This is a genomic window from Ruegeria sp., from assembly GCF_965199275.1.
GTDB lineage: Bacteria > Pseudomonadota > Alphaproteobacteria > Rhodobacterales > Rhodobacteraceae > Ruegeria.
In genome coordinates, this window is record NZ_CBDAQX010000015.1 from 85946 (window position 1) to 107823 (window position 21878).

Here is a 21878-nt window from a genome sequence, read left to right on the forward strand (position 1 = left end):
GGAAATGAGCAAACAGCTTCTTATCGGTGCTGCCAGTGCGATCCTGGCGACGACTTTAATCGGTTTTGTCACGTTAATCGCGAATTGGTTTACCGAAGGCGGAGTTGCCAAACTCATTGGCGCGTTACCTGCAAATGCCGTCGTTGCCTTTGATGTGCCGAACGGCTGCCCGCATGGCTGGTCCGTTTTTCAGCAAGCTCAAAGCCGCGTGCTTATTGGCGTAGGTCCTGGCCAAGTATCATCGGGAAACAAACTCTCCAGCTACAATTACCGTGAGGAAGGGGGCTACGAACGAGTGACGCTTGACAAATCCAACTTACCAAAACACCAGCACGGCTATAATGACATCTATTGGTCTGAGGTGGGCGGTCGCTCGTCTGCGCTCACTAACGCGCTTGGCAACAAAGGTGATAGCGACAGAGATAATAGTGGCCATGAGATTCGCCGCCAAACCGCCGAAACTGGAGAAGGGAATCCGGTCGATACGATGCCACCCTACATTGCGCTCTATTTTTGTAAGAAGAATTGAGAAAATCTCACCACCTTAAACCCCGCAATACGGGTTCGTTGAATCCAGATATTTGATTCACCCTCACCCGCCGCCTTCGATCAGCAACTCCCTGACCTTTCGGCTGGCCTTTGCATTGGCCGAATAGCGTGTCTCGACCTCTTTGCAATCGGCCCATGCGAATATCTCGCGGATCTCTGCCCGGTCATTGATCGACAGGATGAACCTTCCCTTGATGTGCTGCAGCATCGCTGCCATGCGCGCAAAATCGGCGCGCGCGAACATGTGCGGGCCATAATCGCCCTCATGGCCCAGGTAGGGCGGGTCGAGATAGAAGAGCGTGCCCGGCGCGTCATAGCGGGCAATGAAGGCCTCCCAGCCCAGGCATTCGATCACGACCCCTGAAAGCCGTGTGTGCAGGTCTTCCAGCAGGGGCTCGAGCGTTGTGAGGTTGAAGCGCGCGGGCCGCTCCTTGCTGACCCCGAAGCTGCGCCCGGTGACCTTGCCGCCAAAGCTTGTGCGCTGCAGGTAGAGAAAGCGCGCGGCGCGTTCGAGGTCGGTCAGGGTGTCGGGGTCCGTTGCGCCCAGGCGCTCGAACTCGGGCCGCGTGGTCAGCTGGAAGCGCAGGGTTTCGATGAATTGCGGGTAATGGCGCTGCAGGATGCGAAAGAGCGTGCTGACATCGCGGCTGAGATCATTGATCACCTCCGCGCGCGGGCGCATCCTGCGGCGCAGGAACACCCCGCCCATGCCCACGAAGGGCTCGGCATAGGTGACATGCGGGATGGCGGCAATGCGGGCAGTAATCCTGGCGGCCAGACAGCGCTTGCCACCCAGCCAGGGGGCCACGGGCGCGGCCGGGTTCACCGGCGCCATCCCGGTCTTGGGTGTGTCGCTATGGGGTGTGGACAAGGGCATGGACAAGGGCATGGACAAGGGAAAAGACTTCCACGATCATGATCCCGCCCTGTGCAGGGTGGCGGGATGGCCAGTGCTGGCCTGTTCTGGTCGTGGGAGGGCTCGATCTCCCGGTTCGGGATGTTGTCAGCATCCCGGCCCCCGTCCCGGCCTTTTGGATGGCGCGATGCGGGCGGCGTCGTGGGTCCATAGCATGGGCAGCGGCTGCCGTGCAGCGGACCATGGTCCGCGCGGGGCTTTGTCCGGCTTTTAATCACATAGTGTGCAGCCTGGATGTGTTGAGGAGGTGGCTCGACATCCGCACTCTGCCCAAAACTCAGAGAGCGGGCGCAACGCCGACAGGCTCAATAATTACCTGCTTCCACATCTTTCAAAACCGGGATCAGGCGCCAAAATTCCCCGGCGATACGGGTGGCGTATTTGATCTTGTCAGGATAAGGGTCAACTGTCTGGTCCCATAAATAGCGAAGCTGACCAACCAAACTTGCGGTTCCTTCGGCAAATTGCAGGAGATCATCATACGTCGCACCATCAACATTCAGGTCAGCTTTTTCGGCATTTACCCTATCGCGGCTCCCGATAATCCTGTGTGCAAGCCATTCTGATCGCAACACCCTAAATGCCTTTTTCTCGGGGCAGGCTTTTATGGCGGCGTATTTGGCTTTCAGGCATTCGAGAGATGACGACAGGCGCTGTTTATCTTGGGCGTCCAGCGCGGGATCAAGCCGATCCCTTTTGCGAGCCTCCAGAACCTCTAATCCAGGCAGGATGTTCATCACCTTCGGTAAGGAGATTACGTTATGGCCCTCATCCCATGCACGATTGCAATAAAGTATTACCGAGTTTTTTGCACCTGCGCGCGCGACCACACCCGCATGCCCGCAGATTGACCCATTCAGACGATCGCAAACGTCCGGATTATCAACCGTGGCTTTAAGGAAGCCGATATACCAACTTGCCTGATCAGCGTCGCTTTCCAGTTCTTTCAACTGCGCACTGAATTCACATTCATTTTCTTTTTCTGCTTCCAATTGTCCCTGCCTTGACTTGCTGTCAAATTCAATGGGTTCCGGCTGATGGAACCCCGCTCCGGCTCAAGCGCTTTAATGCCCGGGCAGGCAATTTCCGTGTTGCCGGGGCCATGGCGATCTCAACTGCACTTTTCTCAACATTGTACAGAATCGGCCCTCTGTCAAAATGATCCCGATATCTGTCCGGGATGGCAAAACCGGTCGGCCGCCTCAATCGTGTCTTCTCACGCCGTTCCGGCCAGCCATTCATCAAGGGCGGCATTGCCTGTGGTTTTGCGGGGCTGTTGGGCCTCGCGCCTGGCGGTGCCTGCCCCGGTGCCGGGTACGCGCGGTTCGGCGGTCGCGCCTCGACTGTCCGCTTCGGGAGTGCCCGCTGACGTGCCGTGGCCTTCGGGCTCTGCCGGGGTGTCGTGATGTGCGCCTGTTTCCCCTGCCACTTTCCCTGATGCCGTTTCGCCCGATGGATGATCCTGAGCCGGTCTCAGCCCTTCGATGGCGGCCATGGTCTCGAGGGTGCGGGCGACGTCTTTTGGCGGGCGGGACCTGCGCATTTTCTCAAAAGTGCGTGCCCCGAAATAAAAGCTCATGATCATGCCCAGGATGATCCAGAGATTGTCGGGAACAAGCTCGAGCGCGGTCATGCGGATGGCAAAGCCCTGGGGGTCCCACATGGCGAAGGCAAAAAGCGCGATGGTGCCGAGCGCCATGACCGGGCGTGGCAGGCGGTTGAGCGCGTTGACGACGCGGTCGAAGGCTCCGGCGGGCGGGCTTGCGAACTCGGCGGCAAACTGCGCCAGGGCGGCGGCTTTGGCATCGGCGGCGCGCTGTGCGGAACTTTCCGCATTGGGGCGGAAGGTTTCGATCACCTCGGTGGCGACATTGCGGGTGCCGCCGAAGAGGCCGGAGAGGATGCGCAGGAACATGTGGGGCCTCCTATGATGATTGTCAAGCAGGGCATTGATTTTGTTTGATTTTAAATTCGGCAAAATCGTCGAAGACCCAGCCGTTCTTGAGCGTGTCATAGATGATCTTGAGCAGCTTGCGGGCCGTGGCTATGATCGCCTTGCCCGCGCCACGGCGTTCCTTGATGCGCCGATAATAACTGTTGAGATATCCCGAATAGCGGATCGCGATGAGCGTACATTGCACCAGCGTGGTGCGCATGAGCTTGTTGCCGCGCTTCGTGATCCGCCCGTGATGTTCGGTTTCGTTCGAGTTACTCACCTTGGGCACGATGCCGACATAGGCGGCCAGCTTGTCCGCGTCGGAGAAGTCTTCAACCCTGCCGATCCCCGCCAGCAGGACCGCGGCAGATCGCGCACCGATCCCCTTGATGCTGGTGAGCCCCTCAAAGCCTTTCATGGCCGAGGCGGCCTCCTCGATGGCCTTGTCGATACGGTTCAGGGTCTCGGTCAGGCCGAGCGCCTGGTCCCGCAATGCCGCCAGTTCGACCTGCTCAAGCGGTGTGAAGCGGCTGAGATCCAGGTCGCGCAGGCGCTTCTTGCTGGACAACCCTTCCTTCTTCAGCTTCATGCCGTGACGGACAAACATCGCGTGGATGCCGTTCAGCAGCATGGTGCGCTGTTTGACCAGCATGTCACGCGTCCGGGTCAGCGAGGCCAGTTCGCTTTCCTGAGTGGACTTGAGCCGGGTTTCCGGCAGCATGTCCTTCGACAGGAAGAAGGCCAAAGCGCGCGCATCGTTCTTGTCGGTCTTTTTCACCGATGTGCGGATCACTTTAAACTGGCGCGGGTTGACCACAACGATCCGGCCGACACAGGGTTCCACCTCACCGCAGAACCAGGCCGTGTTGCCGGTGGCCTCGACCGCCAGTTCGTCATCCGCATCAAGGCTCTGACAGAACCGCTCAAGCGCCTGCGCGGACAGATGAAAGGTTTGGAATGTTTCCGATCCGTCCGTCTCACGCCGACAGATCGTGAAGGAATTCGTATGAAGATCGACACCTATGTAAGCCATGGCTATACTCCCTGCTCAAGGAGGCGGAGCCCCCAATGGGGCGTGAACGGCCAAACCAAGCTCCTATGCAGGATCACCGGCCAAAACCGGGCCCTATGGGGGCTGTTCGGAAACAGGCGAAAGCTAAGCTCCTCAACAGGGTCACAATGCCCTAAGACACAATTCAGCCTGAGACCTATCCGCCTCCCCGAATCCTCTAACAGATTCAGGGCGTTTGGCCGATCACAAATCATTCATACCCCCTCCTCAGGTCCAGGTGGCAATGCGGGTTTCGAACTGGCGCTGCGAGAGATGGAAGCGCGGGGCGATGAAGTCTTCCGCGCGGCGGATCCAGCCGCCCTTGCCGCCATCGCGGCGGCGCACGTATTTGCGGAACTGCGCCCGGCGCTCGGCGAGGCGGAAGTAATAATCGCGCCGGGCGATGCCATAGGCGTCCGCGAGCGGCGCGCCCTGTGCGGCCAGCGCGTCTGCTGCCCGCGCGGTCTGGGGTCCGATGGCGCCATCGACGCTGACGTCCTGGCCGCAGAGCCGCAGCAGGCGCTGGAGGATCTTGATGGCGTTTGAGCCCGCGTTGACCTGCATGTCGAAGACGCTGGCGTGCAGCGCCTGCGGCAGCCAGTCGATGCGGGGCGCGCGAAAATAGTGCCGCAGGAAGATATCGACGGCCATCTCCTGGGTGAGGCACCTGACATCTTCGCCATCCACATCGCCGTCGCCGTCAAGATCAAGCATGAGGGTGCGCATGGTGTGGATCGTCACGCCCCATTTGGTGGGCCCGCCGGGATCGTCCGGGTCATCCACATAGCCGCCCTCGCGGGCCACGATCTCGCGGGCGATGGCCTCAGGGGTCTGCTCCGGGTGTTGCTCCGGGTGTTGCATGGCGCGCTTTCGTCACATGGGAGGGAGGGGCCGCCCCGCCGCGAGCGGCCCCCCCCCGATATGGTCGCGCCTGTCGGCGGGCGCGCTCGGGGTATATGTGTCTGCGCTTCAGGGTAGCGCGGTTTGGGCTCTTGCGTCAGCGGACCATGGTCCGCTGACGCGCAGGGCTGTGGCTGATAGCCTGGGCCTCATGAGAGTTTCCGCCGCCCCTGCCGCAGCCCCATCCGCTGCCTCTGCCGCCTTTTCCGCGCTGGACGGGTGGATCGATATTTTCCGGGCGGGCACCCATACCGATGCCCATGGGCGGCGCGCGACCTGGACGGAGGCGGACCTGGCCGCGATCGTGGGTGATTATGCCGGGGCCGACCCGGCCCCTGTGGTGCTGGGCCATCCGGACACGGACGGGCCTGCCATGGGCTGGGTCAGCGGGTTGCGGGTGACAGGCGATCGTCTGCAGGCGCGTCTGAGCCGCCTGGATGCGGGGTTTCGGGCGGCGGTGGAGGCGGGGCGTTATGGGCCGCGCTCGGTGGCGCTTGCGCCCCTGTCCACGGGCTGGCGCCTGCGGCATCTGGGCTTTCTGGGCGCATCGCGCCCGGCCATTGAAGGTCTGTCACCTTCGCAGTTTTCCGCGCGCGCCGATGGCGTGCTTGTCTTTTCCTGTCCCCAACCGGAGGGTGTGATGAACCAACCCGTTTTCACCAGCGCAAGGGTGCCGCCGCAGGCTGCGGCCCTGCCGCTTGACGCGCAACCCAGCCCCGTGATGCAGCCCGTGATGGACCCGGGGGCGGCCCGGTTCACGGCCCAGCCTGCAGAACAGATGCAAGTACAGCCCGCAGGACAGATACCAGCACAGCCGGGTGGTGCGCTTGAGGCCCATCCCCTTTCACAGGATGTGGCGCCGCAATTTGCGGTGCAGGCGGCCCAGCTCCCCCAACAAACCCCTCAGCAAGCCCGGCAGCCGGCTCTACAGTTTGTGCCTGTCTCACAGCCGCAGGGTGCGGTCCCGCCGCTTTTTGCGGCCGCGCCGCCCGCCGGGGCGCTGCCGCCGGGGGCCAGTGGTGTGACGGGGCCCCAGACCCGGGATGCGGCGGAAGTGGCCGAGCTGGCCTCGGAACGCCAGCTGCTTTTTGCCGAGCGCCAGCAGATCGCGGCCGAACGCCTGGCGCGCGAAGGCATGGATCGCGAGCGGGGCGCAAGCGCGCGTGTGGCGGCGCATGTGCAGGCCGGGCGTGTATTGCCGGCGGAAGCGCAGGCCTATGCGGCGCTGTTCTGCGCGCTCGATCAGGGCGGCGGCCAGATCACTATGGCGGGGGTGGACGGGCGGCCGATGGCGCTCAGCCCGTCCCAGGTGCTGGATGGGCTGATCTCGGCCCTGCCGCAACGGGTGCCGCTGGGGCAGGGCACAGCCCTGCACCCCGCGCATGTCCCTGCCCCCGCATTCGCGCAGGTGGGCGGGCCGGGTGCACAGGTTTCACCGGAGGCACAGTTCACGGCGGCCACCCAGGATCTGGCCAACCGGGCGCGGGCGCTGATGGCGGCGGACAAGAGCGGTACGCTTGATCTGCCCACGGCGATCCACCGGGCCGCAAACGGGGAGACGGCGCAATGATGGAGTATCTGCTCACAAAGAGCTTCAAGGCCGGGGCAGGTATTGCCGCGCGCCGGGTCTGCCGGATCACCGATCCCGGCACGGAAGCGGTTCAGGCGGCCGGTCCGGCTGTCCTGCCGCTCGGGATCAGCGCCGATCTTGGTGCAAGCGCCGGCGGGGCGGTGGACATTCATCTTGCGGGCATTGCGATGCTGGAGGCGGGGGGCGCGTTCAGCGCCGGCACCCTGGTGAGCGGCGATGCGAACGGCCGGGGCATTCGCGCCCCGCGCGGCGGTCTGCATCAGCGTGTCGTGGACGGGGGTGCGGCGAATGCAGCCCTTGCGGTTCCGGGTCTGGGGGCCTCTGACAGGCTTGTCGGTGTGATCGAACTGGCAGACGGCTATGCCGACCGCCTGGGCCAGGCCACCCTCACGGATGATGCGGGCCTGAGCATATCGGTGGCGACCACCGGGGACCGGCTTCTGGTGAGCTGGCAGGCCCGCGCGCATGCGGTGGGCATCGCCCTGCAAGCCGCGCACGCGCCGGGGGACCTGATCCGGGTTCTGATCGTGCCGCAACAGATCTGAGGAGGGGGTATGAATGATTTGTGATCGGCCAAACGCCCTGAATCTGTTAGAGGATTCGGGGAGGCGGATAGGTCTCAGGCTGAATTGTGTCTTAGGGCATTGTGACCCTGTTGAGGAGCTTAGCTTTCGCCTGTTTCCGAACAGCCCCCATAGGGCCCGGTTTTGGCCGGTGATCCTGCATAGGAGCTTGGTTTGGCCGTTCACGCCCCATTGGGGGCTCCGCCTCCTTGAGCAGGGAGTATAGCCATGGCTTACATAGGTGTCGATCTTCATACGAATTCCTTCACGATCTGTCGGCGTGAGACGGACGGATCGGAAACATTCCAAACCTTTCATCTGTCCGCGCAGGCGCTTGAGCGGTTCTGTCAGAGCCTTGATGCGGATGACGAACTGGCGGTCGAGGCCACCGGCAACACGGCCTGGTTCTGCGGTGAGGTGGAACCCTGTGTCGGCCGGATCGTTGTGGTCAACCCGCGCCAGTTTAAAGTGATCCGCACATCGGTGAAAAAGACCGACAAGAACGATGCGCGCGCTTTGGCCTTCTTCCTGTCGAAGGACATGCTGCCGGAAACCCGGCTCAAGTCCACTCAGGAAAGCGAACTGGCCTCGCTGACCCGGACGCGTGACATGCTGGTCAAACAGCGCACCATGCTGCTGAACGGCATCCACGCGATGTTTGTCCGTCACGGCATGAAGCTGAAGAAGGAAGGGTTGTCCAGCAAGAAGCGCCTGCGCGACCTGGATCTCAGCCGCTTCACACCGCTTGAGCAGGTCGAACTGGCGGCATTGCGGGACCAGGCGCTCGGCCTGACCGAGACCCTGAACCGTATCGACAAGGCCATCGAGGAGGCCGCCTCGGCCATGAAAGGCTTTGAGGGGCTCACCAGCATCAAGGGGATCGGTGCGCGATCTGCCGCGGTCCTGCTGGCGGGGATCGGCAGGGTTGAAGACTTCTCCGACGCGGACAAGCTGGCCGCCTATGTCGGCATCGTGCCCAAGGTGAGTAACTCGAACGAAACCGAACATCACGGGCGGATCACGAAGCGCGGCAACAAGCTCATGCGCACCACGCTGGTGCAATGTACGCTCATCGCGATCCGCTATTCGGGATATCTCAACAGTTATTATCGGCGCATCAAGGAACGCCGTGGCGCGGGCAAGGCGATCATAGCCACGGCCCGCAAGCTGCTCAAGATCATCTATGACACGCTCAAGAACGGCTGGGTCTTCGACGATTTTGCCGAATTTAAAATCAAACAAAATCAATGCCCTGCTTGACAATCATCATAGGAGGCAGTCATGTTCCAGTTTCAACATCCCGATCCGGCGTAGCTGATGCCGGTTGCGGCCGGGGGCGCGCAGGGGCAGCCCATTCAGGGCGGGGGCCTTCCGGGCCCCGCGCTCTTTGCGACCCCGCCCGGTCAGGGCAACCTGCCGCCCGGCGCGCGCTTTGCCGCCGGTCCCGCGCCCAGCCCCTATCCGGTGGATTTTCATCGCTCGGGCATTGCCGTGGGCTATGCCAATGATGAATATATCGCCGATCTGATCCCGCCGCGCCTCGCGGCCCTGATGCGCCGCGAATACCGGTTCAACCGCTATCCCATTGAGGAGCATTTCACGGTGCCGCCCACCCGGGTGGGGCGCCGCTCCGCGCCTGCCATGGTGCATCTGAGCTCGGCCGAGGACACCCGGTCCGTGGAGGATTACGGGCTGGATGACGCGATCCCGGCCGATGACGTGACCAACACAGCCCCCACCGCGATGAACCCGATCGACCGCGCGTCGATGGTGCTGACCGATCTTCTGATGATCGCGCGCGAATTGCGCGTGGCGGAACTGGTGTTCAATCCGGCCCATTACCCCGACACCAACAAGATCACCCTGTCGGGCAGCTCGCAATGGACCCATGCCGACAGCAACCCGCTCAGGGATATCGTTGCGGCGCAGACCGGCATGATCGTCAAGCCCACCGATATCGCCATGGGCGAGGAGGTCTTTGCCGCCCTGCGCACCCATCCGCGCATGCTCAAGGCCACCCATGCCAATGACGGGGATTCCGGCATTGCCAGCCGCGAGGCGATGGAGCGGGTGTTGATGCTGCGCATCCATGTCGGCTCAGCCCGGGTCAACACCGCCCGGCCCGGCCAGGCGGCCAACCTGGCCCGCTGCTGGGGCAAGCACGCGCTGCTTTATCGCCGCGATCCCAACACCGACTATAAAGGCCCGCCCAGCCTGGGCTTCACCGCCCCCTATCTGGGCCGCCAGGTGATGGTGGGGTTCGATCCGCGCATCGGGGTGCGCGGCACCTATGTGGTGCGCGTGGTCGACAGTTGCGACGAGGCGATGGTTGCGAAACTGGCGGGGTATTTCTTCCGCAACGCGGTGGCGTGAGAGGAGGGGCGAATGACACGGACACAAGCTGCGAACGCAGGCGCACATCCCGCCCCGGCCGTTCAGAAAGGTGATCTCGAGATCCGGCTTTTGAGCGCAGTCAAACATGACGGGCTGCATTACCCGGCGGGCGCGGTCGTGACCTGGCCGCGCGCCGCCGCAGAGCCGCTCATCGCGGGCGGGGATGCGGTGGTGCCCGGCGCGGGGGCCGACACCGACCTGCCTGACCCGGATGCCCCGCCCGGCCCGCCCGGCCCGGATGCCCCTGCTCCCCCTGCCGACCCGGAGCCCACGGAGCGCACAGAGCCCGCGCAGCGCAGAGAGGCCCTGATCCGCGCGATGGCCGCCCTGGAGCCGGGCCATCCCGATCACTGGACGCGGGGCGGCAAGCCCGAGGTCCGTGCGCTGGCTCAGATCACCGGGCTGCGCGACATCCGCGCGGCGGAGCGCGATGCGGCCTGGGAGGCCGCGCAGGCCGCAGAAGGCGGCAGGGCGGAGACGGGGCCAGAGACGGGGCGAGACACCACATGAGCTACGCGGCGGCAGCGGATTTGCGCGCCCGCTTTGGCGCGGACGAGATCGACCAGCTTCTGGATCAGGACGCTGACGGCCGGCCCGATGACGGCCGGCTTGAGGCGGTGCTTGCGGATGCGGCGGCGGCGATCGATGCGCGCCTTGCCCGCCTCTATGATCTGCCCCTGCCGGAGGGCGATTACCCGCTTTTGCGCGCCATCGCCTGTGATCTGGCCCGCGCGCGTCTTTATGACGACGAGATGTCCGATACGGTCAAACACGCCGCCCGGCGGGCGCGGGCGCAGCTTGGCGCCCTGGCCGGGGGCCAGGCCGTTCTGGTGCGCGCGGACGGCAAAGCGGTGAGACGGCGGGCGCAAACCCCGCGCATCGCGGCCCCGCAGGGCCCGGTCGCGGACGGCTTTGGCGACACATCCTGCCCGGAGCGCGGGCGATGAGCGGGGCGCGGATCGAGATCGCGCTGGAAGGCAGCGCGCTGCGCGCCACGCTGGGCACTCTGGCCGGACGGCTTGGAGAGCCTGCCGAGCGCGCCGATCTCCATGACGCAATCGGGGCGCTGCTGGCCGACGGGGTGCAGCGGCGCTTCATTGCCGCGCAAGACCCCGACGGCACCCCCTGGGTCGAAAGCGAACGGGCAAAAGCCGGGGCGCGCGGCGGCAGGACACTGACCGATACCGGGCGTTTGCAGCACTCGATCACCTGGTCGGTTGAGGCCGATGGCGTGCTGGTGGGCACCAATGTGGAATACGCCGCCATTCACCAGTTCGGCGGCGAGATCGAACAGAGCGCGCGGACCCAGGTTCTGGCCTTCGATGGGCAGGGGCGGTTTGCCGCGCGCAAGAGCACGCGCCGGCGCAAGACGGGCAGTGTGCCCATTGCGATCGCGCAGATCGGCGCGCGGCGCATCACACTGCCCGCGCGCCCCTTTCTCGGGATCGACGCGGAGGATCGCCTGGGCCTTGCCGGGGTGATGCAGGACTGGCTTGAGGCCGCGCTGCCATGAGCCGGGTGACGGGACATGAGGCGCCCCGGGCCATCGTGGAGCGGCTTTCCGAGGTGGGCGGGCTTGAGGGTGTCGAGATCTGCGAGAGCCTGCGCGGAGTGCCGCAGATGAAGGGCAAACCCGTGATCGCGGTGCTGACCTTGCGCGAAAGCGGCGCCGATCCGGTGAACCGGCAGAGCGCTGCCGCCCGGATCATCACCCGCCTGGCCGTGGTTGTGGCCATCCCGCTGCGCAACGATCCCGGAGGATCAAGGGCCAGATTGCAGCTGACACCGATCCTGGAGACGATCCGCACACATCTTGCGGCGTTTCGCCCGCCCGGCGCCAAAGAGCCGCTCATCTGGCGCGAGGGACGCCTGGCGGAACTGACCCCGTCGCGCGCGGTCTGGGAGGAGGGGTTTGATCTGCTCTGGTGGGTGAAGACCTGAACAGCACATGGAAGGAAAGACGCGATGCGCGAGGAGCACCATAAAAACCAGATCGTGGTGGGGGCCGGCTGGCTCTACCTGATCGAGCCGGAAGGCGGTGAGCGGTACCTGGGCGAACTGCCCTCCTGTTCCGTCACCGTGACAAGCGAGTATATCACCGTGGAAAGCAGCAACGGGCCTGTGCGCCGCCGCCTGGTGCACAAGCCCCGCAGCGTGACGCGGCGGATGGATATCGAACTGGAGGATATGAGCGCAAAAAACCTCGCGCTCTTCATCCTCGGCGAAACCGGCCGTGATGCGCAATCCGCGCAGGTGGTGGAAGGCGAGCTGCTCTCCGCCTTGCGCGAAGATGTCTGGTACCAGCTGGGCGTGAGCCGCGCGCGCCCCGAAGGGGTCTCGGCCATCGCCGCCACCCCGGCGGTGACGGTCAAACAAGGCGCGAGCGGCAACACCGCCCTGGACGCGGCGCATTACAGGATCGATCATGGCTGTAGAAAAGCGTGCAATTTTGACCCCCTAAGCGGGGAAATCGGCGTCCAAATTTGACCCCTCCCTATGGTTGTAGACATCCTTTTCATTGAGCAGTCGATGGAGAGGCAAGCGGGATGATTTGCGTGGAAACTATTAGAAAAGTGCGTCGCTTACACCTGATCGAAAAAAAGAGCATCAAGGAAATTTGCCGTTCGCTCAATTTGAGCCGTGCAACGGTTCGAAAGATAATCCGATCGGGAGTGACGGAGTTCAAATATGAGCGCAAATCGCAGCCATACCCGGTGCTCGGGCCTTGGCGCGCGCGTCTGGATGAAACGCTTGAGGAGAACGAGGCGCTTCCGAAGAAACACCGCAAGCGGATGACCAAAATCTGGAAGGAACTCTCCGATGATGGTTTTGGCGGCGGGTATGACAGTGTTCGACGCTACACAAAGAATTGGCGCATTGCGCACGGCCGACAACAGGCGCAGGCGTTCATCCCGCTGATCTTTGATCCTGGGGAGGCGTACCAGTTCGACTGGAGTGTGGAGACGGTTTTGATGGACGGTGCACTCACGACCGTGAAGGTTGCCCATTTCAAACTTTGCCATAGCCGCATGCCATTCTCCATTGCCTATCCGCGCGAGACGCAGGAGATGGTCTTTGATGCCCACGACGAGGCCTTCAAATTCTTTGGTGGAGGCTGCATCAACGGGATCTACGATAACATGACGACCGCCGTCGATGCGATCCTGTCGGGCAAGGAAAGAAAGTTCAACAAGGCATTCTCCCGGATGTGTTCTCATCATCTGGTGAACCCGATCGCCTGTACGCGCGCGGCCGGTTGGGAGAAGGGTCAGGTTGAGAATCTGGTCAAGGAGAGCCGCGCCTATAGTTTTACACCGCGTCTGGAGGTGGCCGACTTCGATGAATTGAATGCCCGGCTGCAAAAAGACGCGATCAAACGCGCAAAAGAACTGCGGCATCCGGAAAACCTGGAGGTGACGGTCTGGGAGGAGTTCCAGCAGGAAAAGCCGCTGCTGACGCATCTGCAGAAGCCCTTCGTCGGGTTCCGTGAAAAGACGGTCGCCGTGAGCCGAACCTGCCTGATCAACTTCGAAAGAAACAAATACAGCGTTGAGGCAAGAGCTGTTGGACGTCAGGTCCAGTTGCAGGTCTACGCCACGCGGATTGTCCTGCGCCAAGACGGTGAGATTGTCGGAGAGCACGAACGGTGCTTCGGCCGAGGAAAAACGATCTTCAACCCTTGGCACTATGTGCCCGTCCTCAAGCGCAAGCCTGGCGCTCTGCGCAATGGAGCACCGTTCCGTGACTGGGACCTACCACCGGCAATGACGCAGATCTGGACCCATCTGCGGGGCACATCCGACGGAGACCGGCAACTTGCCGATATTCTTTTCGCTGCTTACCAGCACGACATTGATGTGGTCGAGGCTGCCTGCGAAGAAGCTCTAAAATCTGGCCTGCGCAAGGCCGATGCGATCCTGAACATTGTCTCTCGGCGCACCAATCCCCCGCCGCCAAAGGCGATTGAGCCGCCTGCCCACCTGCAGCTGAAAATGGCACCGATCGCGGATTGCGCTCGCTATGACAGGCTTGGAGGCTCCCATGCAACTGCGTAAGGAAATTCTCGAACTTGCCCGTCAACTGAAGTTGCCAGGCATCGTCAACTGCTTTGACGAAGTGATGCAGGCCGCAGCCAAAAACAACTGGCGGCCCCAACAGGTCGTGGCCGAACTCCTCACCTGACTTCCGACATTTTTTCGTATAAGTCATTGATATTATTATGCCTTGGTTGCCAAAAGGCACTACACGGACTTTTTTCGCCAGCGATTGTTTCGGAGTGTTGAGGGAGCTCAGGCTTTGGTCTGGCCAGTTTTTCGGGTGCGCCCGGGGGGTATCTTGAAAGGGGCTTCGTTCCAGGTCAGGCCGACGCAGGTGAGGATGCGTCTGGCATCGACCGTGGCATGGCTTGGCATGCCGTAGCGGTCAGGGGTGCCTTTGTGGCGCAGGATCGAGAGCTGCAATGCGTTCAACTCGTTGCGGATACGAGCCGGGCTCATCGGGTGTCCGAGCAGGTCCAGATGCTTGCGCAGGTGCTGCAGGCAGCAGAAGGCCATGTAGCAGATGGCGATATGGGCCCGGACCCGACGCGGCGACCAGTGATAGATGGGCCGGATTTTCAGATCGTGCTTGTTGGTGCGGAAGCAGGCTTCGATCTCCCACAACTGGTGATAGCGGGCAATGACGTCCTGTGCCTCCAGTTCGTCCGCACCATGAACAACAATGGCATGCAGCCCGTCCCATTGTGCCGCTGCCTTGATCTTTGCATCATCCAGCGTGACGTCCCCGCTGTCGGGGAAGGCCAGGAAGCGGCCATATCCCCGGCTGCTGAAGCTGCCGGGTTTGCGAGAGCGCTTGAGCTTCTTGTGCAGCTTTTCGATTGCCTTGTCGCGCTTGTGGGCATCATTGCGTGCCCGGGTGGGTGACCAGGTCACAATGACCCGCGCTCCCTCCTGGTCGATCACCTTGTACCAGCCCTTCTCGGTTGCCTCTTCAGAACCGTGTCCAGCCCAAGGCTGGCGTCCCTCCGGGCTCAAAATGTTCGCCTTCACGGCGGCCGGGGCGGACTTCATGCGATAGCCGAGGATGTAGGGCAGACCCTTGTTCTGCAACATCTGCTGGTTGTCCTTGCTGAGCATGGCGGCATCGGCCACGAACGTGACCCTGGCCACGTCGAAGCGTCCCTCCAACGCCTTCAGCGCAGCTTCCAGCGTATGACCTTCCCAGGTGTTTCCCGGGAAGAGTTCATAGCCCACAGGCAGCCCATCGGAGGTGACGATCAGCGCCAGCATGACCTGAGCGCGGTGATGCTTGCCATCCTTGCTGAAGCCCTTGGCCAGAAGATGATCCTGCTCGACCCCGTCCGCATCCTCGGCCGGGTCCTCGCGCTCGGTGTCAAAGGCCAGGGTCGTGCAATCGTAGAACAGCACGGTCACTGGCCCGCCCAGCAACTTCTCTGCCGCCGCGTGAGAGGTTTTGCAAATCCCGTCTATCACCGGCGTATTGATGTAATCCATGCTCCGATAGACCACGTCCAGATTGAGCGTGATGCCTGCCTGGTTCTCCAACGCCTCCACGGTCGCGCGCTTGCTCTCGGGCTGTGCGATCCGCGCCATAACCAGCTCTTTCACAATGCGATTGGCACTTTTACGCGCCGCCCCCAGAAGGGCCCCCCAACCCAGTTGGTCATACATCGTCCCCATGACATCCCGCAGACCCAGAGAGACCCGCGCCTCCTCACGGCACTCGGCAAGATCAACGCCAAGCTTGTCCGGCCGCGGAGCGCGGCGCACCAGCGCCTGCAGATCGGCATATTCCGTGGGCGTGAACAGTTCCATTTGCGGCGAGCGATCAATGCGTAATTGCTCCATCAAGCGGCCCGCCAGACGCTTGATATCCTCAATCTCGCTGTCGTTATGGGCCACACCCACATGGCGCAGGATCTTCTGGCGTACCTTGGAGCCGGTGCGGACGGATTCAACGATCTGGATCCGTGTGCGGTTGAGCTTTGCGTCATGTTTGGTGCGGATGAACATGGGCGAAGAGGTTAGCCATCTGAAGGCCCATGGCAATACTTTTTATAATAATGGGGCACTACAACGCGCCTCTGAGCAACCACACCTGAAAACAAACCAAAAACCCAGTCAGATCAACAAAAAGGTCGGAAGTCAGGAAAACCATCCATGGCCAAGGCCTCATCAAACCGGTCCTGTAGAAAAGCGTGCAATTTTGACCCCCTAAGCGGGGAAATCGGCGTCCAAATTTGACCCCTCCCTATGGTTGTAGACATCCTTTTCATTGAGCAGTCGATGGAGAGGCAAGCGGGATGATTTGCGTGGAAACTATTAGAAAAGTGCGTCGCTTACACCTGATCGAAAAAAAGAGCATCAAGGAAATTTGCCGTTCGCTCAATTTGAGCCGTGCAACGGTTCGAAAGATAATCCGATCGGGAGTGACGGAGTTCAAATATGAGCGCAAATCGCAGCCATACCCGGTGCTCGGGCCTTGGCGCGCGCGTCTGGATGAAACGCTTGAGGAGAACGAGGCGCTTCCGAAGAAACACCGCAAGCGGATGACCAAAATCTGGAAGGAACTCTCCGATGATGGTTTTGGCGGCGGGTATGACAGTGTTCGACGCTACACAAAGAATTGGCGCATTGCGCACGGCCGACAACAGGCGCAGGCGTTCATCCCGCTGATCTTTGATCCTGGGGAGGCGTACCAGTTCGACTGGAGTGTGGAGACGGTTTTGATGGACGGTGCACTCACGACCGTGAAGGTTGCCCATTTCAAACTTTGCCATAGCCGCATGCCATTCTCCATTGCCTATCCGCGCGAGACGCAGGAGATGGTCTTTGATGCCCACGACGAGGCCTTCAAATTCTTTGGTGGAGGCTGCATCAACGGGATCTACGATAACATGACGACCGCCGTCGATGCGATCCTGTCGGGCAAGGAAAGAAAGTTCAACAAGGCATTCTCCCGGATGTGTTCTCATCATCTGGTGAACCCGATCGCCTGTACGCGCGCGGCCGGTTGGGAGAAGGGTCAGGTTGAGAATCTGGTCAAGGAGAGCCGCGCCTATAGTTTTACACCGCGTCTGGAGGTGGCCGACTTCGATGAATTGAATGCCCGGCTGCAAAAAGACGCGATCAAACGCGCAAAAGAACTGCGGCATCCGGAAAACCTGGAGGTGACGGTCTGGGAGGAGTTCCAGCAGGAAAAGCCGCTGCTGACGCATCTGCAGAAGCCCTTCGTCGGGTTCCGTGAAAAGACGGTCGCCGTGAGCCGAACCTGCCTGATCAACTTCGAAAGAAACAAATACAGCGTTGAGGCAAGAGCTGTTGGACGTCAGGTCCAGTTGCAGGTCTACGCCACGCGGATTGTCCTGCGCCAAGACGGTGAGATTGTCGGAGAGCACGAACGGTGCTTCGGCCGAGGAAAAACGATCTTCAACCCTTGGCACTATGTGCCCGTCCTCAAGCGCAAGCCTGGCGCTCTGCGCAATGGAGCACCGTTCCGTGACTGGGACCTACCACCGGCAATGACGCAGATCTGGACCCATCTGCGGGGCACATCCGACGGAGACCGGCAACTTGCCGATATTCTTTTCGCTGCTTACCAGCACGACATTGATGTGGTCGAGGCTGCCTGCGAAGAAGCTCTAAAATCTGGCCTGCGCAAGGCCGATGCGATCCTGAACATTGTCTCTCGGCGCACCAATCCCCCGCCGCCAAAGGCGATTGAGCCGCCTGCCCACCTGCAGCTGAAAATGGCACCGATCGCGGATTGCGCTCGCTATGACAGGCTTGGAGGCTCCCATGCAACTGCGTAAGGAAATTCTCGAACTTGCCCGTCAACTGAAGTTGCCAGGCATCGTCAACTGCTTTGACGAAGTGATGCAGGCCGCAGCCAAAAACAACTGGCGGCCCCAACAGGTCGTGGCCGAACTCCTCACGGCCGAACTGGCCGAAAAGACTGCGCGCTCGATCCGGTATCAGATGGGTGCCGCAAAGTTCCCGGTCTGCAAGTCCTTACCTGAGTTCGACTTCACGGTCAGCCCCGTCAACGAGGAAGTCGTGCGCAATCTTCATGACGGCGATTTTATGGACCAGGCCAGGAATGGCGTGCTGGTCGGTGGAACCGGATCGGGCAAAACGCATCTCGCAACAGCGATCGGGGGCCACGCGGTCAATAACCGCCGGCGGGTCAGGTTCTTCAGCGCTGTGGATCTCGCGAACAAGCTGGAGGCTGAACATCGCGAAGGCAACGCCGGGCGGCTCAGCGAGCAGCTGATCCGCGTCGACCTCGTGATTATAGACGAACTCGGTTATCTGCCGTTCGCAGAGTCTGGTGGACGATTACTCTTCCATCTCATCAGCAAACTGTACGAGCGAACGTCTATTCTGCTAACAACCAACCTCGCATTTGCTGAATGGCCGAGTGTGTTCACAGATGCCAAAATGACCACTGCTCTCCTGGATCGACTGACACACCATTGCGATATCATCGAAACCGGGAACGAAAGCTGGCGAATTAACCACCGCGACTAACCTCGAAATCGGGGAATAAATTCAAAACAGACAGCAGGTCAAACCTTCAGTCGAGCTACGCTCTCTTTTCGGTTTGACCTGCTGTCCACCCCCTCCTGAATCAACCTAAACACGACCCCCTCAACGCCCCTCTTAGCTCCAAGGGGGGTCAAATTTGGACGCCGATGGGGGGTCATTATTCAATGCCGATTGACAATGATGATGTAGGGGCGTTTGTGATCGTCTACCTCAATCCCTTGCGGGGGGACAATGCGCAATAGCTGATAGTTGCAGGGCCGGTCGAGTTCCGCCCCGTCAACGATCACTTCGTAGTCATAAGCAAGCACTGGCGGGCAACCGGCCGCTTCATGTTCGATGAAAACATCACCACGCTCACGCAAGGCGTCCATCGTCAAGGCGACGCGCTGACCAGCATCCTTGACGTAGTCCGCCCAAGCCGAGCCAACAGATTTCGTCTGCGTGAATTGCACCGCAAGATCTCGCAGATCGCTTGTCAGGTTCAGAACCCGATCCGAATGGTGTTCAGTTATTTTCTGTGCCTGAATGGTGGCGGCTCGAGACAAAATTTCATACTGAACACCAGATTGATCGAGCACGTTGGAAATCGCGTCAAACAATTTGCTGTTCACGGCCGTTATGTTTTCACCCGTTGCAAGGTTCGATGCCTTTTCATTCGCGAATGAATTCCGAGCCATTGATCTATCCTTCCTCGGACGATGTTGGTTTCACCGTCGATGGGGAGTATGCCCCCGGTCAAATTGAACGCCTCGCTGCTTGCAAGAAACGATGCACAGGTCGACATCTTCGATGGTCGCGAAGTGATGTGTGGGTGCATGCTTTGCTGCAGCGCACCAAAATTGGCTATCCCGGTGTCGACGCGGGTTTTTAGAAGGCCTGGCGACATCTTCGCTTTGCGACTGCAGCGCGCGTGCATAACCCCACGCGATCGACCGATCGCTCGCTACTCCGATGACGACAGCTTTTGACCTATTCAGGTGGAACATCGTGGCGCCTCGATTTCTGCAGTGCAGCATACCACTTCTCAATCGATTCGAAACATTTGAATGGTCAAACTACCTCGCCAACGCTGCGTCAAAGTCGTTCTGTAGCAAGGTTGTGGCACATTAGACTCCGCAACAATCTCTGACGACACGCGACCGATCCACTAGAAGGGACAACGCTTAAAGCTGACTACAATACGCCAATCCAGGACCGCCCCTTACCGGAGCAGACGGCATTCATACGCATCAAGTGTGGGCGTCAATTGTCGGAAGCTTCGCAACTGACCTCACAAAAAACACATCTGCCCTAGAGGCCAAACAAAACCTCATTCGCGACTTTTCTGAGCATCAGGGAACAAGCAACCAACTGTTCCTCGGAAACATACTCATCAGGCTTGTGGCCTTGGTCCGCCATAGACCCGGGGCCACACACCAACGTCGCGATGCCGAGGTCTGACAAAACACCAGCCTCAGTTCCGAATGCAACGTGGGTTGTTTCGCCGCCGCCAGAGGATTTGATAAGTGAGACCGCTGGGTCAGAGCTGGCGACTGACAGCCCCGGGTATCCCGCCAACGCCCGAAGCGAGATTTGGGCAGCCGGTGGAAACTTGGCCAAAACCGCGTCTGCTGCCTGCTGAAGCTCGGCTTCAATCTTGTCGGGGTCATCTTCCGCCAGATGCCGGAACTCAAACACAAGCGACGCCTTGTCGGGTACAAGGTTCAGCGCTGTGCCACCGGACAGCTGGCCAACATGGAAGGTCGTATAGGGAACATCGTAGGCAGTGTTGCGGGCACCGGATTGTTGAACCTTCTGCTGCATATGGCGCAACTTTCCGACGAAATCGACAGCAACATGGAGTGCGTTGACAAATTGCGGAGCGAGCGCGGAATGTCCGGCCTCTCCTCTAATGTCGGCGCGGTAGGCACGCTTGCCTTTGTGACCAATGGCGACCTGCATCTCGGTCGGCTCACCCACAATGGCCAGTCTGGGACGGCCCAACAGCGACGGTAGCTGCTTTTTCATACGTGAAATCCCGACGCAGCCGATCTCTTCGTCGTAAGACACCAAGAACTTTAAAGGCGTTTCCAGTTCCCGACCCTTCACGGCATCGGCGAGGGCCAGCATCTCAGCCAAAAAGCCTTTCATGTCGGTCGTTCCACGTCCGAACAACCGGTCACCCTGACGGGTCAGTTTGAAGGGGCTTACGCTCCAATCCTGCCCCTCAACCGGCACCACGTCGGAATGCGCAGAAAGTAACAGCCCACCTTCAACAGACGGCCCAATTTCTGCAAAAAGTCCGGCCTTAGGTTCGTCAGGATCCGCGATGCGCTGCACCCGAAAGCCGCGATTGCGCAGGAAGTCTTCAATATAGGCGATCATATCGAGGTTGGAGCGGGCACTGACGGTTTCAAAGGCAACCAGACGCTCCAGAACCTCTAGCGAGACACTCATGAAAGCGCTTCTCCTCCGATGGCGCGGAAGGCGCCCGCGCGGGCCTGAGCCTGCGCATAGTCTATGAACGCAGACACCGTACGCGACTTTTCCGCACCGTGGGTGGTCAAAAGGCCCATTCTCAAGGACCGAACCGGTCCGGTGATCGGCACACAAACCAGCGGATTGCCGTCCGGTGATGTATTGCTCTGCGGGCGCACATTGGCGATGGAATAGCCAAAGGCGTTTCCAACCATTGAACGCATCACGGCCATGTCTCGCGTCAGCTCCACGATACGAGGCTGGCGCGAGGATGCCGTGAACAGCGACAGGAAATAGTCGGTGCTGATCGGCAAATCGAGAAGGATCATTGGCAGGTCCGCCAGATCATCAATGGATACGGATGTCCGTGTCGCCAATTCGTGCCCGGCATGCAGCAATGCAAATGGGTTCAGGCGCACCAGCCCGATGAAATTCAGGTCGGTTGGAATATCCATGTCATAGGTCAGCGCAATGTCGATCTCGGACCGTTGCAACGCGTTGAAAATCTCGGCCTGATTCAGTTCTTTCTGGGCGATCCTGACATCGGGAAACCCGGTTTCGAACCCGCGCCGCAACCGCGGTAAGACAAGTTGTGCAAAGGTCAGGAGGCAGCCCACCGCGAGAGGGCCGCGCGCCGTACCCGAAATATCGGCGGCAATGTTTGAAATCTCTCTTGCGTCGTTCAGGACCTGGCGGGCCTTTTCAAGTACCCTTTGCCCGCCTTGTGTCAGTGACAGGCCCTGCGCATGCTGCCTTACGAACAGCGAAATCGCCAACTCTTCTTCAAGCTGGCTGATGGCCGATGAGATCGACGGCGAGGAGACGTTCAGCCGGTCTGCGGCCCGCGCTATACTGCCTGTTTCGCCAACCGCAACCAGGTACTCCAACTGCCGGAGGGTCAGACGCGGCACGCAGACGCTCCTATTTTTGAGACGTTGGCAGAGGTTTTCAGGG

At 60.8% G+C, this 21878-nt stretch carries 24 protein-coding genes; 15 read left to right on the top strand and 9 right to left on the bottom strand.

The window, feature by feature from the left end:
- The first annotated feature begins 4 nt into the window (after positions 1–4).
- Positions 5–529, top strand: coding sequence for a phage baseplate protein (locus tag ACOERD_RS11670; protein ID WP_419739126.1), 525 nt, complete (start codon positions 5–7; stop codon positions 527–529).
- A gap of 63 nt (positions 530–592) precedes the next feature.
- Here the strand turns inward: ACOERD_RS11670 and ACOERD_RS11675 are convergent, their stop codons facing one another.
- The 5 genes from ACOERD_RS11675 to ACOERD_RS11695 all read right to left on the bottom strand — a co-directional run bounded on the left by ACOERD_RS11675 (position 593) and on the right by ACOERD_RS11695 (position 5313).
- Entirely contained in the window at positions 593–1384 is a 792-nt protein-coding gene (locus tag ACOERD_RS11675; RefSeq protein WP_419739409.1) for a DNA adenine methylase, read from the bottom strand.
- Between the two features lie 386 nt (positions 1385–1770).
- A complete protein-coding gene (locus ACOERD_RS11680) occupies positions 1771–2457 on the bottom strand; it encodes a hypothetical protein (protein WP_419739127.1) in 687 nt (228 codons plus the stop codon).
- A gap of 224 nt (positions 2458–2681) precedes the next feature.
- Positions 2682–3380 carry a 3TM-type holin gene (locus tag ACOERD_RS11685; protein ID WP_419739128.1) on the bottom strand — a complete coding sequence of 233 codons (699 nt, stop codon included), beginning with the start codon at positions 3378–3380 and terminating at the stop codon, positions 2682–2684.
- Between the two features lie 22 nt (positions 3381–3402).
- Positions 3403–4434 carry an IS110 family transposase gene (locus tag ACOERD_RS11690; protein WP_419737613.1) on the bottom strand — a complete coding sequence of 344 codons (1032 nt, stop codon included), beginning with the start codon at positions 4432–4434 and terminating at the stop codon, positions 3403–3405.
- A gap of 246 nt (positions 4435–4680) precedes the next feature.
- Positions 4681–5313 carry a holin-associated N-acetylmuramidase gene (locus ACOERD_RS11695; RefSeq protein ID WP_419739129.1) on the bottom strand — a complete coding sequence of 211 codons (633 nt, stop codon included), beginning with the start codon at positions 5311–5313 and terminating at the stop codon, positions 4681–4683.
- Positions 5314–5503: 190 nt separating this feature from the next.
- Here ACOERD_RS11695 and ACOERD_RS11700 point away from each other — a divergent pair, with 190 nt between their 5' ends.
- The 11 genes from ACOERD_RS11700 (at position 5504) to ACOERD_RS11750 (ending at position 14082) form a co-directional block, all read left to right on the top strand.
- Positions 5504–6922 (top strand): hypothetical protein, encoded by a 1419-nt coding sequence (locus tag ACOERD_RS11700; RefSeq protein WP_419739130.1) that lies wholly within the window; start codon positions 5504–5506, stop codon positions 6920–6922.
- Positions 6919–7488, top strand: coding sequence for a hypothetical protein (locus ACOERD_RS11705; RefSeq protein WP_419739131.1), 570 nt, complete (start codon positions 6919–6921; stop codon positions 7486–7488). The genes ACOERD_RS11700 and ACOERD_RS11705 overlap by 4 nt, the downstream gene beginning before the upstream one ends.
- A 246-nt stretch (positions 7489–7734) precedes the next feature.
- Positions 7735–8766, top strand: a complete 1032-nt coding sequence (locus ACOERD_RS11710) for an IS110 family transposase (protein ID WP_419737613.1) — start codon at positions 7735–7737, stop codon at positions 8764–8766.
- 57 nt (positions 8767–8823) lie between these two features.
- A complete protein-coding gene (locus ACOERD_RS11715) occupies positions 8824–9879 on the top strand; it encodes a hypothetical protein (RefSeq protein WP_419739132.1) in 1056 nt (351 codons plus the stop codon).
- Positions 9880–9891: 12 nt separating this feature from the next.
- On the top strand, positions 9892–10410 hold the full coding sequence (locus tag ACOERD_RS11720; RefSeq protein ID WP_419739133.1) for a hypothetical protein: 519 nt from the start codon (positions 9892–9894) through the stop codon (positions 10408–10410).
- On the top strand, positions 10407–10847 hold the full coding sequence (locus ACOERD_RS11725) for a phage protein Gp36 family protein (protein ID WP_419737935.1): 441 nt from the start codon (positions 10407–10409) through the stop codon (positions 10845–10847). Before ACOERD_RS11720 ends, ACOERD_RS11725 begins: the two co-directional genes overlap by 4 nt.
- Positions 10844–11413, top strand: coding sequence for a phage virion morphogenesis protein (locus ACOERD_RS11730; RefSeq protein ID WP_419737936.1), 570 nt, complete (start codon positions 10844–10846; stop codon positions 11411–11413). Before ACOERD_RS11725 ends, ACOERD_RS11730 begins: the two co-directional genes overlap by 4 nt.
- Positions 11410–11841 (top strand): phage tail terminator protein, encoded by a 432-nt coding sequence (locus ACOERD_RS11735; RefSeq protein WP_419737937.1) that lies wholly within the window; start codon positions 11410–11412, stop codon positions 11839–11841. The genes ACOERD_RS11730 and ACOERD_RS11735 overlap by 4 nt, the downstream gene beginning before the upstream one ends.
- Before the next feature lie 24 nt (positions 11842–11865).
- Positions 11866–12387 (top strand): hypothetical protein, encoded by a 522-nt coding sequence (locus ACOERD_RS11740; protein WP_419739134.1) that lies wholly within the window; start codon positions 11866–11868, stop codon positions 12385–12387.
- A gap of 59 nt (positions 12388–12446) precedes the next feature.
- Positions 12447–13955 carry an IS21 family transposase gene (gene istA, locus ACOERD_RS11745; protein ID WP_419737605.1) on the top strand — a complete coding sequence of 503 codons (1509 nt, stop codon included), beginning with the start codon at positions 12447–12449 and terminating at the stop codon, positions 13953–13955.
- A complete protein-coding gene (locus ACOERD_RS11750; protein ID WP_419739135.1) occupies positions 13942–14082 on the top strand; it encodes a hypothetical protein in 141 nt (46 codons plus the stop codon). The genes istA (ACOERD_RS11745) and ACOERD_RS11750 overlap by 14 nt, the downstream gene beginning before the upstream one ends.
- A 107-nt stretch (positions 14083–14189) precedes the next feature.
- Here ACOERD_RS11750 and ACOERD_RS11755 read toward each other — a convergent pair whose 3' ends face one another.
- A complete protein-coding gene (locus tag ACOERD_RS11755) occupies positions 14190–15932 on the bottom strand; it encodes an IS1634 family transposase (RefSeq protein ID WP_419737624.1) in 1743 nt (580 codons plus the stop codon).
- On the opposite strand from ACOERD_RS11755, the gene ACOERD_RS11760 reads away from it, so the two are divergent.
- The 3 genes from ACOERD_RS11760 (at position 15925) to istB (ending at position 18449) form a co-directional block, all read left to right on the top strand.
- A complete protein-coding gene (locus ACOERD_RS11760; RefSeq protein ID WP_419739136.1) occupies positions 15925–16137 on the top strand; it encodes a hypothetical protein in 213 nt (70 codons plus the stop codon). The genes ACOERD_RS11755 and ACOERD_RS11760 overlap by 8 nt on opposite strands.
- An 85-nt stretch (positions 16138–16222) precedes the next feature.
- On the top strand, positions 16223–17731 hold the full coding sequence (gene istA, locus ACOERD_RS11765) for an IS21 family transposase (RefSeq protein WP_419737605.1): 1509 nt from the start codon (positions 16223–16225) through the stop codon (positions 17729–17731).
- Positions 17718–18449 (top strand): IS21-like element helper ATPase IstB, encoded by a 732-nt coding sequence (gene istB / locus ACOERD_RS11770; protein WP_419737606.1) that lies wholly within the window; start codon positions 17718–17720, stop codon positions 18447–18449. The genes istA (ACOERD_RS11765) and istB overlap by 14 nt, the downstream gene beginning before the upstream one ends.
- Positions 18450–18628: 179 nt before the next feature.
- On the opposite strand, the gene ACOERD_RS11775 is transcribed toward istB, so the two are convergent.
- The 3 genes from ACOERD_RS11775 to ACOERD_RS11785 all read right to left on the bottom strand — a co-directional run bounded on the left by ACOERD_RS11775 (position 18629) and on the right by ACOERD_RS11785 (position 21835).
- A complete protein-coding gene (locus tag ACOERD_RS11775; RefSeq protein WP_419739137.1) occupies positions 18629–19066 on the bottom strand; it encodes a DUF3141 domain-containing protein in 438 nt (145 codons plus the stop codon).
- A gap of 691 nt (positions 19067–19757) precedes the next feature.
- Positions 19758–20903 carry an acetylornithine deacetylase gene (gene argE, locus ACOERD_RS11780; protein ID WP_419739138.1) on the bottom strand — a complete coding sequence of 382 codons (1146 nt, stop codon included), beginning with the start codon at positions 20901–20903 and terminating at the stop codon, positions 19758–19760.
- Positions 20900–21835 (bottom strand): LysR family transcriptional regulator, encoded by a 936-nt coding sequence (locus ACOERD_RS11785; protein ID WP_170661420.1) that lies wholly within the window; start codon positions 21833–21835, stop codon positions 20900–20902. Before ACOERD_RS11785 ends, argE begins: the two co-directional genes overlap by 4 nt.
- Between the last annotated feature and the right edge of the window lie 43 nt (positions 21836–21878).

Bases quoted from the DNA above. Each gene is read 5' to 3' on its own strand.
- ACOERD_RS11705 (WP_419739131.1), top strand. From the start codon at position 6,919: ATGATGGAGTATCTGCTCACAAAGAGCTTCAAGGCCGGGGCAGGTATT.
- ACOERD_RS11725 (WP_419737935.1), top strand. From the start codon at position 10,407: ATGAGCTACGCGGCGGCAGCGGATTTGCGCGCCCGCTTTGGCGCGGAC.
- ACOERD_RS11700 (WP_419739130.1), top strand. From the start codon at position 5,504: ATGAGAGTTTCCGCCGCCCCTGCCGCAGCCCCATCCGCTGCCTCTGCC.
- ACOERD_RS11760 (WP_419739136.1), top strand. From the start codon at position 15,925: ATGAACATGGGCGAAGAGGTTAGCCATCTGAAGGCCCATGGCAATACT.
- istA (WP_419737605.1), top strand. From the start codon at position 16,223: ATGATTTGCGTGGAAACTATTAGAAAAGTGCGTCGCTTACACCTGATC.
- ACOERD_RS11750 (WP_419739135.1), top strand. From the start codon at position 13,942: ATGCAACTGCGTAAGGAAATTCTCGAACTTGCCCGTCAACTGAAGTTG.
- istA (WP_419737605.1), top strand. From the start codon at position 12,447: ATGATTTGCGTGGAAACTATTAGAAAAGTGCGTCGCTTACACCTGATC.
- ACOERD_RS11685 (WP_419739128.1), bottom strand. From the start codon at position 3,380: ATGTTCCTGCGCATCCTCTCCGGCCTCTTCGGCGGCACCCGCAATGTC.
- ACOERD_RS11755 (WP_419737624.1), bottom strand. From the start codon at position 15,932: ATGTTCATCCGCACCAAACATGACGCAAAGCTCAACCGCACACGGATC.
- argE (WP_419739138.1), bottom strand. From the start codon at position 20,903: ATGAGTGTCTCGCTAGAGGTTCTGGAGCGTCTGGTTGCCTTTGAAACC.
- ACOERD_RS11740 (WP_419739134.1), top strand. From the start codon at position 11,866: ATGCGCGAGGAGCACCATAAAAACCAGATCGTGGTGGGGGCCGGCTGG.
- ACOERD_RS11715 (WP_419739132.1), top strand. From the start codon at position 8,824: ATGCCGGTTGCGGCCGGGGGCGCGCAGGGGCAGCCCATTCAGGGCGGG.
- ACOERD_RS11735 (WP_419737937.1), top strand. From the start codon at position 11,410: ATGAGCCGGGTGACGGGACATGAGGCGCCCCGGGCCATCGTGGAGCGG.
- ACOERD_RS11690 (WP_419737613.1), bottom strand. From the start codon at position 4,434: ATGGCTTACATAGGTGTCGATCTTCATACGAATTCCTTCACGATCTGT.
- ACOERD_RS11695 (WP_419739129.1), bottom strand. From the start codon at position 5,313: ATGCAACACCCGGAGCAACACCCGGAGCAGACCCCTGAGGCCATCGCC.
- ACOERD_RS11710 (WP_419737613.1), top strand. From the start codon at position 7,735: ATGGCTTACATAGGTGTCGATCTTCATACGAATTCCTTCACGATCTGT.
- istB (WP_419737606.1), top strand. From the start codon at position 17,718: ATGCAACTGCGTAAGGAAATTCTCGAACTTGCCCGTCAACTGAAGTTG.
- ACOERD_RS11720 (WP_419739133.1), top strand. From the start codon at position 9,892: ATGACACGGACACAAGCTGCGAACGCAGGCGCACATCCCGCCCCGGCC.
- ACOERD_RS11670 (WP_419739126.1), top strand. From the start codon at position 5: ATGAGCAAACAGCTTCTTATCGGTGCTGCCAGTGCGATCCTGGCGACG.
- ACOERD_RS11730 (WP_419737936.1), top strand. From the start codon at position 10,844: ATGAGCGGGGCGCGGATCGAGATCGCGCTGGAAGGCAGCGCGCTGCGC.
- ACOERD_RS11675 (WP_419739409.1), bottom strand. From the start codon at position 1,384: ATGGCGCCGGTGAACCCGGCCGCGCCCGTGGCCCCCTGGCTGGGTGGC.